This window comes from Sphaerisporangium fuscum, from assembly GCF_018531465.1.
Classification (GTDB): Bacteria; Actinomycetota; Actinomycetes; order Streptosporangiales; family Streptosporangiaceae; genus Sphaerisporangium; species Sphaerisporangium fuscum.
On the sequence record NZ_JAHDTF010000032.1, the window covers coordinates 1 to 16,193 of the forward strand.

Consider the following 16,193-nt stretch of genomic DNA (forward strand, 5'->3'; position numbering starts at 1 on the left):
CAGCGTTCGTCCTGAGCCAGGATCAAACTCTCCAAACAATGTCTGAAGAAAATCCCGACAGACACCACACACCGTGGTGCCAATCAAAGGAACCATCCCCACACCCCACAGGGCGTGGAAGACGGAGATAATGCATATTCATGCACTGGCTTTTAACACACTGTTGAGTTCTCAAGAAACGGACGCGTACACCATCACCCAGACCAGCAGGCCCAAGCTCCGGGGCTTCCATCTCGTTCGCTTATGTCCTCTACTTTAGCGGATCCGCTTGACCGGGAGCAAATCGCGCCGTTACCGGCACTTGACTTCCAGCCACCCGAACCCACTAGCATTCGGACCGCCCCGTCTCCAGGGCAACCCCGCTAACTTACCTCATGTCAGCGGCCGAGTCAACACTCAACGCGGCAACCCTCAAGAGAGCACGTTTTCAGGGGTACAGAGAGGTTAGCACCTCCCGGGAACCGGTTGATCCCCGGAGCCTTCGCTCGGATCGAGCGAGGCGCGGTGTCCGCCCTGCGAGACAGAACTCTAGCATCGACGGCGCAGTGGCATGACCAACTTGGCGTAGCAACTGGTTATTCCCGCGCCATGGAACCTCAAACCTTCGGCGGCGCGGAAGCGGTGCCGAAGGGCGAGAGCCCGCGACCAGGTACGGTCGCGGGCTCGCCTTCCTCGGTCCCTCAGCTCGCCGGCAGGGCCGCGAGCTGCGCCTCCAGGCGTGCGATGTCGGCATCGGCCTGGGCCGCCCGTGCCCGGACCTTCACCACGACGTCCTCGGGGGCCTTCGACATGAACTGCTGGTTCGCCAGCTTGGCCTCGGCCTGGGCCGCCTCCTTGCGCGCGGCGGCGAGATCCTTCTCCATGCGCCTGCGCTCCGCGGCGACGTCGATGGCCCCCGCAGTGTCGATCTCGACGACGGACGAGCCCACGGCGAGCCTGGCGGTGGCGGAGAAGGACTCTGCGGGCTCGTCGAGCCGCAGCAGAGCCCGGATCGCCGTCTCGTGAGCCGCCATGGAGGCCCCGTCGAGCGTGAGCCTGGCAGCGACCCGCTGGCCGGGCTTCAGCCCCTGGTCGGAGCGGAAACGGCGCACCTCGGTGATGAGGTGTTGCAAGGCGAGGATCTCCTCCTCGGCCGCCCGGTCGACGTACTCCCCCACGGCGGACGGCCAGGCCGCCACCGTGATCGACGGACCTCCCGTGAGCGCCCGCCAGAGCTCTTCGGTCACGAACGGCACCAGCGGGTGCAGCAGCCGCAACAGGGCCTCAAGGACGTGCCCGAGCACGAGTCGGGTGCGCTCGGCCGCCTCACCGCCCGAGGCGATCTGGATCTTGGCCAGCTCGACGTACCAGTCGCAGACCTCGTCCCAGGCGAAGTGGTAGAGCTGATCGGAGATCTTGGCGAACTCGAAGTCGTCGTAGGCGTCGTCGACCGCCGCCAGGACCTCCTGCAACCGGCTCAGGATCCACCGGTCGGCGACCGAGAGCTCGCTCGGCGCCGGCAGCGGCGCCGAGACGTTGGCGCCGTTCATGAGCGCGAACCTGGTGGCGTTCCAGATCTTGTTGCAGAAGTTGCGCGAGCCGGCCGCCCAGTCTTCACTGATCGCCACGTCGGAACCCGGGCTGGCGCCGCGCAGCAGGGTGAAGCGCGTGGCGTCCGCGCCGTACCGGGAGATCCAGTCGAGCGGGTCGACGACGTTGCCGAACGACTTCGACATCTTCTTGCCGTACTGGTCCCGAACCATGCCGTGCAGGGCCACCGTCTGGAACGGCGGGGTGCCGTCCATGGCGTACAACCCGAACATCATCATGCGGGCGACCCAGAAGAACAGGATGTCGTAGCCCGTGACCAGGACCGTCGTCGGGTAGAAGCGCTCCAGCTCCGGCGTGCGCTCGGGCCAGCCGAGGGTGGAGAAGGGCCAGAGGCCTGAGGAGAACCAGGTGTCGAGGACGTCGGAGTCCTGGACGTAGCCGGCGGGCGGCTCCTCGTCGGGTCCGACGCACACCACCTCGCCGTCCGGCCCGTACCAGACGGGGATGCGGTGGCCCCACCACAGCTGGCGCGAGATGCACCAGTCGTGCATGTCGTCGACCCAGTCGAAGTAGCGCTTGGCGAGCTCAGGCGGGTGGATCCGGGTGCGGCCGTCGCGCACGGCGTCGCCGGCGGCCTTGGCCAGCGGCTGGACGTTGACGAACCACTGCAGGGACAGCCGTGGCTCGACGACGGTCTTGCAGCGCGAGCAGTGGCCGACGGCGTGGACGTACGGGCGCTTCTCGGTGACGATGCGTCCCTCGGCGCGCAACGCCGCGACCACGGCGGGCCTGGCCTCGAAGCGGTCGAGCCCCTGGAAGGGGCCGTGGGCGGTGATGACGCCGCGCTCGTCCATGATCGACAGGGACGGCAGCCCGTGGCGCCGGCCGATCTCGAAGTCGTTGGGGTCGTGCGCCGGGGTGACCTTGACCGCTCCGGTGCCGAACGCCGGGTCGACGTGCTCGTCGGCCACGATCGGGATCATCCGCCCGGTGAGCGGCACCTCCACCGACGTGCCGACCAGGTGCGCGTAGCGCTCGTCGGCGGGGTGCACGGCAACCGCCGTGTCGCCCAGCATGGTCTCGGCCCGGGTCGTGGCGACCACGATGGACGCCTCGCCCTCGCCGTAGCGGATCGAGACGAGCTCGCCCTCGTCGTCGGAGTGGTCGACCTCGATGTCGGAGAGCGCCGTGAGGCATCGGGGGCACCAGTTGATGATGCGCTCGGCGCGGTAGATCAGGCCGTCGTCGAAGAGCCGCTTGAAGATCGTCTGGACGGCGCGGGACAGGCCCTCGTCCATGGTGAACCGCTCACGGGACCAGTCGACGCCGTCACCCAGCTTGGCCATCTGGCCGAGGATGCGGCCACCGGACTCTTCCTTCCACTGCCAGACCCGCTGGACGAACGCCTCCCGGCCGAGGTCGTGGCGGGAGAGGCCCTCCTTGGCGAGCTCCCGCTCGACGACGTTCTGGGTGGCGATGCCGGCGTGGTCCATGCCGGGGAGCCACAGTGTCTCCAGGCCGCGCATGCGGGCCCGGCGGGTCAGGGCGTCCTGGATGGAGTGGTCGAGGGCGTGGCCGATGTGGAGCACCCCTGTGACGTTGGGCGGGGGCAGCACGATGCTGTACGGCTCTCGCTGGCTGCCTACGTCAGCCGTGAAGTAGCCCTCCGCCACCCAGCGCTGATAGCTCTGGGGCTCGACGTCGGCGGGTGCGTACTGGGTTGGCAGCTCAGGCGTTGTCACAGTCACCAATTGTAGGGACGCCGCCACCTTGCCCGCGTCCTAACGAGGTCCCGGGCGTAACCGAAATACGACTATCTATCACCGAAAAACACCATTCGGCATGACTATAAGTGCGACCTCGCTACAAATAGTGACCGAACCGGACCCGTAAAACAGCGTACGAGCGGCCGGTTCGGCCGCTCGTACGTGGGTCGGGACGCCGCCGGGTCAGGCGGACTTCTCCCTGGGGGTCCGCTGCTGCTTGACACCGAGCTGGTCGCGCGGCACCAGGGTCGGGTTGACGTGCTCGAGCACGGACTCCCTGGTGATGACGACACGCGCGACATCCTGGCGGGAGGGCACTTCGTACATCACCGAGAGGAGGACCTCCTCCATGATGGCGCGCAGGCCGCGGGCGCCGGTGCCGCGGAGGATGGCCTGGTCGGCGATCGCCTCGAGGGCGTCGTCGGTGAACTCGAGCTCGACGTTGTCGAGCTCGAACAGCCGGCGGTACTGCTTGACCAGGGCGTTCCTCGGCTCGGTGAGGATCTGGATCAGCGCCTCGCGGTCGAGGTTGTGCACGCTCGTGATGACCGGGAGACGGCCGACGAACTCGGGGATCATGCCGAACTTCAGGAGGTCCTCGGGCATGACGTCGCCGAAGATGTCGGAGGCGTCGATGTCGTCCTTGGAGTGGATGATCGCGTTGAAGCCGATGCCCTTCTTGCCGACCCGGGACTCGATGATCTTCTCGAGCCCGGCGAAGGCCCCACCGCAGATGAACAGCACGTTGGTGGTGTCGATCTGGATGAACTCCTGGTGGGGGTGCTTACGCCCGCCCTGCGGGGGGACGGAGGCGGTGGTGCCCTCCAGGATCTTCAGCAGTGCCTGCTGAACGCCCTCGCCCGAGACGTCGCGGGTGATCGAGGGATTCTCGCTCTTGCGGGCTATCTTGTCGACCTCGTCGATGTAGATGATGCCCGTCTCGGCCTTCTTGACGTCGTAGTCGGCGGCCTGGATCAGCTTCAGCAGGATGTTCTCGACGTCCTCGCCGACGTAACCGGCCTCGGTGAGCGCCGTGGCGTCCGCGATGGCGAACGGCACGTTGAGCATCTTCGCGAGAGTCTGCGCGAGCAGGGTCTTGCCCGAACCCGTCGGGCCTAGCAGAAGAATGTTCGACTTCGCCAGCTCCAGACCGTCGTCCCGGCCGCGTTCGCCGGACTGCACCCGCTTGTAGTGGTTGTACACCGCTACCGAGAGGGCTTTCTTCGCCTTGTCCTGGCCGATGACGTAGGCGTCCAGGAACTCGTAGATCTCTCTCGGCTTGGGGAGACTGTCCCACTTGAGCTCGGAGGACTCGGAGAGCTCCTCCTCGATGATCTCGTTGCAGAGATCGATGCACTCATCGCAGATGTAGACGCCTGGTCCGGCGATGAGCTTCTTGACTTGCTTCTGGCTCTTCCCGCAGAACGAGCACTTCAGCAGGTCTCCGCCGTCGCCGATGCGTGCCACCCCAGATACTCCTTTGCGTGGGACCGCCTGCTCCGCGATCCGAATCTTGCGGACTCGGTCCGAAAAGTCATCCCGCTCAGGTTTCGACGTTACCGTCTTCTGGGCCCTCAGTGCGCCCCCTAGCGGTGAGTCGCACCGGAACGTGCCCAATTGGGCACCGTTCCGGTGCGATCCGCGTCCTCAGGAAGCAACCGCTTGAGCGCGCTTCTTCCGTGAGGGGATGATGTCGTCGATCAGGCCGTACGCCTTGGCCTCGTCGGCGTTGAGGATCTTGTCGCGCTCGATGTCGCGACGGACCTCTTCCTGCGACTTGCCGGAGTGCTTGGCGACGATCTCCTCCAGCAGCGAACGCATGCGCAGGATCTCGCGGGCCTGGATCTCGATGTCGCTACCCTGGCCACCGCCCTCGGTGGACGGCTGGTGGATCAGGACCCGGGCGTTCGGCAGCGCGAAGCGCTTGCCCGGAGTGCCGCCGGCCAGCAGCACGGCCGCCGCGGAGGCGGCCTGGCCGAGGCAGACGGTCTGGATCTCCGGACGGACGAACTGCATCGTGTCGTAGATCGCCGTCATCGCGGTGAACGACCCGCCGGGCGAGTTGATGTAGATGCTGATGTCGCGGTCGGGGTCGAGAGACTCGAGCGTCAGCAGCTGCGCCATCACGTCGTTGGCCGACGCGTCGTCGATCTGCACTCCGAGGAAGATGATGCGGTCCTCGAAGAGCTTGTTGTACGGATTCATCTCCTTCACGCCGTACGTGGTGCGTTCGACGAAAGAAGGGATGATGTAACGGCCGTTGATGTCTCCCGGCCGGATCAGGTCACTCACGGATTACCCCTTCAGGAGACGGCGCCCTCGGAGGGCACCTGCCGCGCACTGCGCACGACGTGGTCGATGAAGCCGTAGTCCAGGGCCTCCTCGGCAGTGAACCAGCGGTCCCGGTCGGAGTCCTTCTCGATCTGGTCGAGCGGCTGGCCGGTGTGGTAGGCGATGCGCTCGGCCAAGGTCTTCTTGACGTAGAGCATCTGCTCGGCCTGGATCGCGATGTCCGCGGCGGTACCGCCGATGCCGCCGGAGGGCTGGTGCATCATGATGCGGGCGTGCGGCAGTGCGTAACGCTTGCCCGGCGCGCCGGCGCACAGCAGGAACTGCCCCATCGAGGCGGCGAGGCCCATGGCCACCGTGCAGACGTTGTTCGGCACGTACTCCATCATGTCGTAAATGGCCATGCCAGCCGTTACCGAACCGCCAGGAGAGTTGATGTAAAGCCAGATGTCGCGCTCGCCATCGTCGGCGGCGAGGAGCAGCAGCTCAGCGCAGATCCGGTTGGCGACCTCGTCGTCCACCTGGCTGCCGAGCACCACGATGCGCTCACGCAGCAGACGGTTGTATAGCTGGTCCTCAAGCCGGAACGAGCCGTTCTCACGGCCACGCGACTCCGGCCCGAAGCTGGTGGGCTGGTAAGAGGTCGGCGGGCTGGTCACAGCGTCACCTTCCGATGCTCGTAATCGATGGGCTTTGATTGTGACCTTAACGCGCGGCACAGACCGGTCATGCCCGGTCTTCGTGCTGTTCGCTGACGGCGCAGGTGTGCCGGGGTCAGTTGGCCCCCGAGGCACGCCCGCGCGCCTCCAGGTCGAGTTCGTGGATGAGGCGGCGCTGCGTGGCGGCGCTGATCTTGCCTTTTGAGTAAAGCTCGTCCAACTTCTCACGCTGGGCGCGGGCGAGCTGCTTGCGCAGCCACCGGGTGTCGGACTCGCGAGGTGCCTCGTCCCCGTTGTCATCCAGTATGGCGCGTACTCGGTCCAGCCGTAGCTGGAGCAGTTGCCGGAACACGTCCGCGGTGTGCTCGTCGACCTGTTCGTCGGAGTCGAGCCGGTCGAGCCGTGCGAGGGCCGCCTCCATGGTCGCCTGCCTGGCCTTGGCCTCCTCGACGACCGACTTTCTCGACTCGCCGAAGCCGATACGGCGCAGCAGCGGAGCCAGGGTGGTGGCCTGCCCGATGAGAGTGACGAGGACCACCACCGCGGCGAGGAAGATCAGCAGCGGCCGGTGCGGCACGGACAGGGGGATCGACAGGGCCACCGCGAGGGTGATCGCGCCCCGCATTCCCGCCCATCCCATCACGAGCCGGCCCGGCCTCCCCACGCGGTTGAACGACAGGTGCCGGCCCGGCAGCAACTTGGCCAGCGGGAACACCGCCATCGTCCACACCAGGCGCAGCAGGATGACGACGGCGACCACGATCACCGCCGTCCCGGCGAGGGTGGCGGGCGAGTAGTCCGCCACGCCGGCGATCACCTGGCGGATCTCGAGGCCCAGCAGGACGAAAAGGCTGGACTCCAGCAGGAAGACCAGAACCTCCCAGAACGCGTTGCCGGTGAGCCGCGAGGCCGGCTGGAGCAGGCCGTGGGCGCGTACGCCGAGGTAGAAGCCGGCGGTGATGGTGGCGAGCACTCCGGAGAAGCCGAAATGCTCTGCCGGGAGATACGCGACGAACGGCGTGATCAGCGACACCACGATCTGGGAGCCGCTGTCGGTGATCCGGACGCGCACCCGCGCCACGACCCACCCGAGGGCGAGGCCGTACAGCACGCCGCCCGCCACCACTCGTAGCAGCAGCAACACGCCGTCGGCCGCCGTGACCGGGTGGTCGAACGCGGTCAGGGCCAAGCCGAACAGGGTGAGCGCCACCGCGTCGTTGACCAGGCTCTCGCCCTCGAGGATCGTCACCAGACGGCGTGGAGTGCCCAGACGCTGCATGATGGAGGTCGCGGCGACCGGGTCCGTCGGAGCCACGGCCGCGCCCAGCGCGAGCGCCACCGCCCAGCCGACCTGCGGTACGACCAGGTGGACCGCGACCATCACGGCCAGGGCGGTCACGCAGGTGAGGCCGAACGCCATGACCGAGATCGGGACGGCGTCCTCCTTGGTCTCCCGCGGCGCCGTCAGGAAGGCGGCGTAGTACACCAGCACCGGCAGATAGAGGTTGAGAACCGCCTCCGGCGCCACCACGACCTTCGAGAAGCCCGGCAGCAGGCTGACGGCGACGCCGAGGAGCACGAGGAGGATCGCCTGCGGGACGCCGGACCGCCGCGCGACGATCCGGCCGACCAGCATGGTGACGGCGATGACCACGCCGACAATGAGGTAATCCTCGATCACCGGCACCCCCCGTTTCGCCTGGCTTACAGTCGAGAGTTGCCCGGGACGCGCTAACAATCACCCCAATTTTCGTTAACGTGCCTGCACGTACAGATTCACGGGCAAACGCACCCGTCGTCCCCGTCGTCACGTCTCCCCAACGGACGATGCCCCCGCCGCGGCAAGCGCGACGGGGGCATCGTCAACGTCTCTCGGCGCCGCGGCGGCGGCGCGAGGATCACTCGGCGGACGCGGCGGCGGCCTCGTCGTCGGCGCCAGGAGCGCCCTCGGCGCCCTCCTGGCCCTCGTTCAGCTCGGCGTAGATCGCCTTGAGGTCGACCTCGTTGCCGGCCTCGTCGACCACCTTGACGGCGTCGCCGATGACGGTCTTGGCCTTGTCGCGGACGATCTCGACCATGGCCAGCGTCAGCTGGTCGTTGTCGGCGAGGTGCTGCGCGAGGGTGTTCGGGGCGACACCGAGCTGCATGGCGCGGCGGACCACGAAGTTCGTGAGCTCCTGCTCGCTGACGCCGAGCTCCTCACGCTTGACGATCTTGTCGAGCAGGAAGCCGGTCTTGATCGCCTTGCGGGCGTTCTCCTCGAACTCGGCGAAACGCTCTTCCTCGGTGGTCTGGTAGAGACGGAAGAACGCCTCGCGGCTCAGGCCGCTCTCGGCGACCTGGTGCTCGAGGTTGTGCTTGCGGGCGTCGAGCTCGGCCTTCAGCGCGCTCTCGGGCAGCGGGATGTCGATCTGGTCGAGGAGGGCGTTGAGGGCCGCCTCGCGGGCCTGCACGACCTGGTCGACGAGCTTGTTGCGGTGAGCCTGCTCGCGGATGCTCTGGCGAAGCTCCTCGAGCGTGTCGAACTCGCTGGCGAGGCCCGCGAACTCGTCGTCGAGCTCGGGGAGGACCTTCTCCTTGACGCTCTTGACCTTGATGGTGACGTCGGCCTCCTCGCCGGCGTTCTCACCGCCGACCAGGGTCGTGCTGAAGGTCTTCTCGTCGCCCGCGGCCATGCCGACCAGGGCGTCGTCGAGGCCCTGCAGGACCGAGCCGGCGCCCACCTCGTAGGAGACGTCGGAGGCCTGCTGCTCCTCGATGTTCTTGCCGTCGATGGTGGCGGCGAGGTCCATCACGACGAAGTCGCCGTTGCCGGCGGGACGCTCGACACCCGTCAGGGTGGCGAAACGCTGGCGCAGCGCGTCGATCTGGGTGTCGATGTCCTCGTCGGAGACCTCGGCCGAGGGGACGGTGACCTCGAGGCCCTCGTAGTCGGGAATGTCGAACGCCGGGCGGACGTCCACCTCCGCGGTGAACTCCACCTCCTTGCCATCGTCGATCTTGGTGACCTCGATCTCCGGCTGGCTCACCGGGAAGACGTCGCTCTCGTCGACGGCCTGGCCGTACAGCTTGGGCAGCGCGTCGTTGAGGGTCTCCTCGAGGACCACCGCGCGGCCGAAGCGCTGCTCGATGATGCGGGCGGGAACCTTGCCGGGACGGAACCCGGGGACGCGCACCTGCTGCGCGACCTTCTTGTACGCCGCCTGCATGCTCGTCTCGAGCTCCTCGAACGGCACCTCGACGGTGAGCTTGACCCGGGTCGGGCTGAGCTCCTCGACAGCGGTCTTCACGGGGTGGTCTCCTTGATCAAGCTACTGGTGATCGCGGGCGCGTCATGCCGTACGGCTACCGCGACATGCTCGCGCGCCGCGCCCACATGGGCGGCTCAGGTGCACGGGCCGAGTGGCACAATCTATCTTGGGCGTGCTCAACTGTGGCGGGTGTCCAGCGCCGCATGCCAGTCTAGGGCAGGCGGGCACCTTCGGCGTCATCGACAGGCGTCAGAATCTCTCCGCGATGATCTTTTGCAGCAGGTCGACGGTCGCCTCAGGGGTGGTGCTCACGGCGCACAGCCGCTCCATCACCTCGCTGTAACGGTCCACTTCTTCGCGTTTGTCCAGGTAGAGAGCACTGGCCAGTTGCTCGACGTATACCACGTCCGGGAGCTCGCTGTCGTTGAAGCGGAGGATGCTGAACGCCCCGCCCTCCGCGCTGTGCCCACCGAAACTGAACGGCATGATCTGAATCGTGATGTTGGGCCGGCGCATCAGTTCGAGCAGATGCTCCAGCTGGCCGCGCATCACCTCGGCACCGCCGATGGGACGCCGGAGCGCGGCCTCGTCGATCACCGCCCAGAAGATCGGCCCGTCGTCGCCGTCGAGCACTCGCTGGCGCTCCATGCGCAGGTCGACGCGGCGCGAGATCTCGGCCGCGCCGATGCCGGCCGCGCCCGCGGTGATCACCGCGCGGGCGTACTCCTTGGTCTGCAGCAGGCCGGGGATGAACTGGACCTCGTAGGTGCGGATGCGCGAGGCGGCCTCTTCGAGGCCGACGTAGGCCTGGAACCAGGAGGGCAGCAGGTCGTTGAACCGGTGCCACCAGCCGGGCTCGTTGGCCTTCTCGAGAAGGTTCATCACCGAGGCGCGCGCCTCGACGTCGGAGACGCCGTACAGGCCGAGCAGGTCTTCGACGTCGCGCTCCTTGAAGCCGACCCGCCCGAGCTCCATCCTGCTGATCTTGGATTCGGAGCCGCGGATGTGCTGACCGGCCTCTTCTCGCGAAATGCCCTTCTGCTCGCGCAGGCGGCGCAATTGCGACCCCAGGAGGATGCGGAGGGCCGTCGGACCGGATCCATGCTGGAACGGAGTCATTCGCCCTCCTTCTCTACTCGGGCCAGCCAACACAGTGTCACCACTTCCGGCCCTCGTGACAAGGGTTGAACCGCGCGTCCCTTTCACGGATCGCCGCCGGGTGACTCACCCGGCGTATGCAGAACAGCGCGTGCGCCTGCACGAAGCACTTGCACGTGCATTTGGGTCTTGCACGGAACCGGGATACGTCCCATGATGGCCTAGTGCATATTGGGTTAAACGTGCACTAACTCGCCAAACAGACGATTGGCTGCGGAGACCGACAATGACAGCGGGAGGAATCAGCAGGATGCTGGAGCCCGTATCCGCGGCCCACCGCCTCCAAGCGCCCCGTGAGATGGGATTCCAGCGCCTGTTGCGCGAGACCGGCCGCAGGGACGCCACCACCTGCCCGCTGCGCCCCCAGGCCGATTCGGTGAAAAGGGCCCGTGACGTCACCCGTTCCACACTGAGGGAATGGGGCCTGGCCGAACTCGGCGACGACGCCGCGCTGGTGGTCTCGGAGCTGGTCACCAACGCCGTGCGCTACACGAGGTACTCCGCGCGGCGCTTCGACGACCACCCCATCACCCTGATGCTCCTCCGCCTTGCGCCACATGTGCTGCTGGCGGTCTCGGACCCCAGCGACGAAGCGCCCACGCCGAAGGAACCGGACTTCATTTCCGAACACGGGCGCGGCCTGTACATCGTGGAGACCTACAGCGAGCGCTGGGGCTGGGACGCGCTGGAGGAGGGCGGCAAAGCCGTCTGGGCGTTGTTCGCGACCGGCCGCTGAGCCGTTTTCCCGCAGAACACCGGCTGTCGCACCCTCAGAACAAAGACGCAGGCCCGCCTCCGCTTCCCTATGCACGGAGCCGGACCGTCACTGTCGGGGTGACCGGATTTGAACCGATGATCTCCTGCACCCAAAGCAGGCGCGCTACCAAGCTGCGCTACACCCCGGAACATCAGGGTCGCTCACGCACTCGGAATCTCCGGTACGCTTACGTCCTGACGACCGGAAGAAGTCTAGACCAGACTGCGACCGGCTCGCGCGGACGTAGCTCAATGGTAGAGCCCCAGTCTTCCAAACTGGCTACGCGGGTTCGATTCCCGTCGTCCGCTCTCATGACTAAGGCCCAGGTCAGGGAGATCTCCCGGCCCGGGCCTTAGTTGTTCCGGCCTGCTTCGAGTCCCGGGAACGAATTCGCCCGCCCGTTCGCGGAGGTGCCGGTGGGAACGGAGATCAGGACAGGGTGTCCTTGATCACGATCTGGCCGTCTTCGATCACGAACTTCTGGTTGGTGTTGTTGAAGTCGCACTGCCACAGGTACACCTGGGTGCCGTTGCCGCGGCCGTTGGTGACGTCCAGGCACAGGCGGGTGCCTGAGTTGAGGGTGGACTTCAGGATGATCAGGCCTCGCTGGACGACCCAGAGCTGGTTGGCGTTACCCACGCACTGCCACTGGTAGACCCGGGTGCCGTTGGTGCGGCCGTTGGAGGAGTCGAGACACATCACCTGGCTCTTGCCGATGGTGTCCTGCACCTTGATGAGGCCGTCCTCGATGACGAACTTCTGGTTGGTGTTGTTGCCGTCGCACTGCCACTGGTAGATCAGGGTGCCGTTGCCACGGTTGCTGCTGACGTCCACGCACAGCGGGGCCCCGACCAGGGCGGTGCCGCCGGGAGGCTCGTGGGTTGAGGCGACCGCAGGCAGCGGGGTGACCGCGCCCATGGCGGCGGAGATAACGGCGGCGGTCAGCAGACGGCGAGCAAGCATGGTTGCCTCCCAGAAGAGTTGATCAAGACGGAAGCACCATGTCATACACACAGTCATTGATCAATTACTCTGCGCACGCGACTTCGTGCGCCGTCAGACGTACCGGACCGGGCGGCCGATCCACGTCGAAGGCCAGGTCATCCCCGCGCGGAATGCCTGGCCTTCGTGTGCCGGGGGTCAGATGAGGCCGAGGGCCATCATCGCGTCCGCGACCCTCTTGAAGCCGCCGATGTTGGCGCCGGCCACGTAGTCGCCGGGCATGCCGTACTCGTCCGCGGTCTCCAGGCAGCGGGCATGGATGTCGCTCATGATCTCCTGGAGACGCCGCTCGGAGAACTCGAACGTCCACGAGTCGCGGCTGGCGTTCTGCTGCATCTCCAGGGCGCTGGTGGCCACACCGCCGGCGTTGACGGCCTTGCCGGGGCCGAAGGCGACACCGGCCTCCCGGAACACCCGGACGCCCTCCGGCATGGTGGGCATGTTGGCGCCCTCGCCGACGGCGATGCACCCGCCGCGCACCAGCGCCTCGGCGTCCCGGCCGGTGATCTCGTTCTGCGTCGCCGACGGGAGCGCGACCTCGCAGGGGACCTCCCACACGTTGCCGCCCGGCACGTACGTGGCGACGTCGGTGCCCCGGCGCTCGGCGTAGGCGCTGAGACGGCGCCGTTCGACCTCCTTGATCTGCTTGAGGAGGTCGAGGTCGATGCCCTTCTCGTCCACCACGTAGCCGGAGGAATCGGAGCAGGCGACGACGACACCCCCGAGTTCGCGCACCTTCGCGATGGCGTAGATGGCGACGTTCCCCGAGCCCGAGACGACCACGCGCCTGCCGTCGAAGGAGCTCCCCCGCGCCTTGAGCATCTCCTCGACGAAGAACGCGCAGCCGTACCCGGTGGCCTCCGTGCGGACCTGGGCGCCGCCGTAGCTCAGCCCCTTGCCGGTGATCACCCCGGACTCGTACCGGTTGGTGATGCGCTTGTACTGGCCGAAGAGGTAGCCGATCTCCCGCTGCCCGACGCCGATGTCCCCCGCGGGCACGTCGGTGTACTCGCCGAGGTGCCGGTACAGCTCGGTCATGAAGCTCTGGCAGAAACGCATGACCTCGCGGTCGGAACGTCCCTTCGGGTCGAAGTCCGAGCCGCCCTTGCCGCCGCCGATCGGCAGGCCCGTCAGGCCGTTCTTGAAGATCTGCTCGAACCCCAGGAACTTGACGATGCCGAGATAGACCGACGGGTGGAAGCGCAGACCCCCCTTGTAGGGGCCGAGCACGCTGTTGAACTCGACCCGGAAGCCGCGGTTGATGTGCACCTCGCCCCTGTCGTCCTCCCAGGGCACGCGGAAGATGATTTGCCGCTCAGGCTCGAAGACACGCTCGATGATCTTGTTCTCGACGTACTCCGGATGCTTCGCCAGGACCGGCCCGATGGTCTCCAGCACCTCGCGTGCCGCCTGATGGAACTCCGTCTCGCCCGGATTGCGGCGTAGGACGTCGTCGTAGACCGACGCGAACATCTCATGCACTATCCACCACTCCCCTTATGTCGGATTCATCCATATTTCACTGCAGGTCGAGGCCGTCGTGAAGAACGATCTCAGAGGGCGGGACCGCGGCCGGTGATCTCGGCCGAGCCCGTGTGGCGTCCTACGTCGTGGGCAGACAACAGCCATGGCCGCGCAAGCTGAGGAATTCGATGTCGTCGTGGTGGGTCTCGGGCCCGGCGGTGAGGAGGTCGCCGGGCGGCTGGCGGAGGCCGGCATGGCCGTCGCCGGCGTGGAGGCCAACCTCGTGGGCGGGGAGTGCCCCTACTGGGGCTGCATCCCGTCGAAGATGATGGTCCGGGCCGCCGAGCTGCTGGCGGAGGGCCGCCGCGTGCCGGGGATGGCCGGGGAATCGACCGTGGTCGCCGACTGGTCCCCCGTGGCCGGGCGCATCCGCGAGGAGGCGACCGACCACTGGAACGACAAGGTCGCCGCCGACAGGTTCACCGGCAAGGGCGGCACGCTCGTCCGCGGGCGCGGGAAGATCACCGGGCCCGGCGAGGTCACGGTCGACGGCAAGCGCGTGCTGCGGGCCCGGCGCGGCATCGTCATCGCCACGGGAACACGCCCCGCCGTACCGCCCGTCCCCGGACTCGCCGGCACGCCGTACTGGACCAACCACGAGGCGATCGAGGCCGAGCACGTGCCCGAGTCGCTGATCGTGCTCGGTGGCGGCGCGATCGGCGTCGAACTCGCCCAGGCGTTCGCCCGTTTCGGCGCGAAGGTCACCGTACTGGAGGCCGCGGACCGGCTGGTCCCCCAGGAGGAGCCGGAGGCCGGCGAGCTGCTGGCGAAGGTCTTCGCCGAGGAGGGCATCACCGTCCGCACGGGTGCCGAGGTGACGCGGGTCGACCACCACGGGGCCGCGTTCACCGTGATGACCGAGGACGGCAGCCACCGGGGCGAGAGGCTCCTGGTCGCCACCGGGCGTCGCGTCGACCTCGCGGCCCTCGGGGTGGCGGCGGTGGGCCTGGACGAGACGGCACGCGCGATCACCACCGACGAGCGCATGCGCGCGGCCGACGGCCTGTGGGCGGTGGGCGACGTCACCGGCAAGGGCCTTTTCACCCACATGGCGATGTACCAGGCCAGGATCGCGCTCGCCGACATCCTCGGTGAGGCGGCGCCTCCGGCCGAGTACCACGCGGTTCCGCGGGTGACCTTCACCGACCCCGAGATCGGGGCCGTGGGGATGACCGAACGGCAGGCCCGTGACAAGGGGCGTGCGGTGCGCACGGCGACGACGTCGATCTCGGCCTCGTCGCGCGGCTGGATCCACAGGGCCCAGGGCTTCGTCAAACTGGTCGCCGACGAGCGGGTGCTCCTCGGCGCCACCTGCGCGGGTCCGTACGGCGGCGAGGTGCTCGGCCTGCTCAGCCTGGCCGTGCACGCCAAGGTGCCCCTCGAGCGGCTCACCTCGATGATCTACGCGTTCCCGACGTTCCACCGGGCGATCGAGGACACGCTGGCCGAACTGCGCTGACCCCTCGCGCCCCCCTCACCTCCTGACGAGACCTGCCCGGCGAGTTACCGTCAGGGCGACGACACGGGGAGGGGCGCGATGACGATGGACATCAGGAACGCCTACCGGCGATCGCTCGGCCACTTCGGCGTGCACGTGCACAAGGTGCGAGGCGGCCAGTGGACCCTGCCGACGCCGTGCGCCGACTGGGACGTCCACACCCTGGTCAACCACCTGGTCGGCGAGAGCCTGCTGCTGCCCGAGCTGCTGGCGGGCAGGACGGTCGCCGAGGTCGGCGACGCCTTCGAGGGCGACCTGCTGGGCGAGGACCCCGTGAAGGCGTTCGACGTGGCCTCGGCGGCGGCCGCACGGGCCGTGGAGCCGGACGACGTGCTCACGCGAACCGTCCGTCTCTCGTTCGGGGATGTGCCGGCCGAGGAGTACATCAGCGAGCTCTTCGTCGACACGCTCATCCACACCTGGGACCTGGCCACCGCGATCGGGGGCGACGACCGGCTCGATCCGGAGCTGGTGGAGGTGTGCGCCGAGTTGTTCGCCGAAGCCGAGGAGGGCTACCGGCAGACGGGGGTCATTGGGGAGCGCCCGCCGCTGCCGGAGGACGCCGACGCGCAGACGCGGCTGCTCGCCGCCTGGGGGCGCGACGCCTGACGCCCCCCGGCTCAGCGGGAGGTCGGCCGCTTGCCGTGGTTGGCCTTCTTCTTCTTGCGGGCCCGGCTCTTGCGCGCGCGTCTGGCCATCTCGTCGTCCTTCCCTCGCGGCTCGTGCACCCACACTCCCTCGCCTGCGGGGGCGGTACAA

The 16,193-nt window shown here is 67.6% G+C and carries 13 protein-coding genes and 2 tRNA genes; 4 read left to right on the forward strand and 11 right to left on the reverse strand.

What is annotated here, in order from left to right:
• Positions 1 to 680 precede the first annotated feature (680 nt).
• From KIK05_RS35005 to KIK05_RS35035, 7 genes are all read right to left on the reverse strand, one after another.
• Complete coding sequence (locus KIK05_RS35005) at positions 681 to 3,281, reverse strand: valine--tRNA ligase (RefSeq protein WP_214415136.1); 2,601 nt, start codon at positions 3,279 to 3,281, stop codon at positions 681 to 683.
• 198 nt (positions 3,282 to 3,479) lie between these two features.
• Positions 3,480 to 4,763, reverse strand: a complete 1,284-nt coding sequence (gene clpX / locus KIK05_RS35010) for an ATP-dependent Clp protease ATP-binding subunit ClpX (RefSeq protein WP_214415137.1) — start codon at positions 4,761 to 4,763, stop codon at positions 3,480 to 3,482.
• A gap of 180 nt (positions 4,764 to 4,943) precedes the next feature.
• Positions 4,944 to 5,588 (reverse strand): ATP-dependent Clp protease proteolytic subunit, encoded by a 645-nt coding sequence (locus KIK05_RS35015; protein WP_214415138.1) that lies wholly within the window; start codon positions 5,586 to 5,588, stop codon positions 4,944 to 4,946.
• Positions 5,589 to 5,599: 11 nt separating this feature from the next.
• Positions 5,600 to 6,244, reverse strand: a complete 645-nt coding sequence (locus KIK05_RS35020) for a ClpP family protease (RefSeq protein WP_214415139.1) — start codon at positions 6,242 to 6,244, stop codon at positions 5,600 to 5,602.
• 115 nt (positions 6,245 to 6,359) lie between these two features.
• Positions 6,360 to 7,925, reverse strand: a complete 1,566-nt coding sequence (locus KIK05_RS35025) for a Na+/H+ antiporter (protein ID WP_214415140.1) — start codon at positions 7,923 to 7,925, stop codon at positions 6,360 to 6,362.
• Positions 7,926 to 8,142: 217 nt separating this feature from the next.
• Complete coding sequence (gene tig / locus KIK05_RS35030; protein WP_214415141.1) at positions 8,143 to 9,534, reverse strand: trigger factor; 1,392 nt, start codon at positions 9,532 to 9,534, stop codon at positions 8,143 to 8,145.
• Positions 9,535 to 9,744: 210 nt separating this feature from the next.
• Entirely contained in the window at positions 9,745 to 10,614 is an 870-nt protein-coding gene (locus KIK05_RS35035; RefSeq protein WP_214415142.1) for a Sco1979 family transcriptional regulator, read from the reverse strand.
• A 289-nt stretch (positions 10,615 to 10,903) separates the two neighbouring features.
• Here KIK05_RS35035 and KIK05_RS35040 point away from each other — a divergent pair, with 289 nt between their 5' ends.
• Positions 10,904 to 11,389: an ATP-binding protein gene (locus KIK05_RS35040; protein ID WP_214415143.1), complete on the forward strand. Its 486-nt coding sequence runs from the start codon at positions 10,904 to 10,906 to the stop codon at positions 11,387 to 11,389.
• A gap of 93 nt (positions 11,390 to 11,482) precedes the next feature.
• On the opposite strand, the gene KIK05_RS35045 is transcribed toward KIK05_RS35040, so the two are convergent.
• Positions 11,483 to 11,556: transfer RNA gene (locus KIK05_RS35045), tRNA-Pro, on the reverse strand.
• Positions 11,557 to 11,647: 91 nt separating this feature from the next.
• Here KIK05_RS35045 and KIK05_RS35050 point away from each other — a divergent pair.
• A tRNA-Gly gene (locus KIK05_RS35050) sits at positions 11,648 to 11,718 on the forward strand.
• A 121-nt stretch (positions 11,719 to 11,839) separates the two neighbouring features.
• On the opposite strand, the gene KIK05_RS35055 is transcribed toward KIK05_RS35050, so the two are convergent.
• Both KIK05_RS35055 and gdhA read right to left on the reverse strand, forming a co-directional pair.
• Complete coding sequence (locus tag KIK05_RS35055; protein WP_214415144.1) at positions 11,840 to 12,373, reverse strand: RICIN domain-containing protein; 534 nt, start codon at positions 12,371 to 12,373, stop codon at positions 11,840 to 11,842.
• A gap of 177 nt (positions 12,374 to 12,550) precedes the next feature.
• Positions 12,551 to 13,885 carry an NADP-specific glutamate dehydrogenase gene (gene gdhA, locus KIK05_RS35060; protein ID WP_214415145.1) on the reverse strand — a complete coding sequence of 445 codons (1,335 nt, stop codon included), beginning with the start codon at positions 13,883 to 13,885 and terminating at the stop codon, positions 12,551 to 12,553.
• A 154-nt stretch (positions 13,886 to 14,039) separates the two neighbouring features.
• Between gdhA and KIK05_RS35065 the strand changes: the two genes are divergently transcribed.
• Together KIK05_RS35065 and KIK05_RS35070 are read left to right on the forward strand one after the other, a co-directional pair.
• Entirely contained in the window at positions 14,040 to 15,395 is a 1,356-nt protein-coding gene (locus KIK05_RS35065) for a dihydrolipoyl dehydrogenase family protein (protein ID WP_214415146.1), read from the forward strand.
• 78 nt (positions 15,396 to 15,473) lie between these two features.
• A complete protein-coding gene (locus KIK05_RS35070; protein WP_214415147.1) occupies positions 15,474 to 16,043 on the forward strand; it encodes a TIGR03086 family metal-binding protein in 570 nt (189 codons plus the stop codon).
• An 11-nt stretch (positions 16,044 to 16,054) separates the two neighbouring features.
• Here the strand turns inward: KIK05_RS35070 and KIK05_RS49550 are convergent, their stop codons facing one another.
• The gene (locus KIK05_RS49550; protein ID WP_372455638.1) at positions 16,055 to 16,132 is read right to left on the reverse strand and encodes a 50S ribosomal protein bL37; all 78 of its coding nucleotides are present in this window, start codon (positions 16,130 to 16,132) and stop codon (positions 16,055 to 16,057) included.
• Between the last annotated feature and the right edge of the window lie 61 nt (positions 16,133 to 16,193).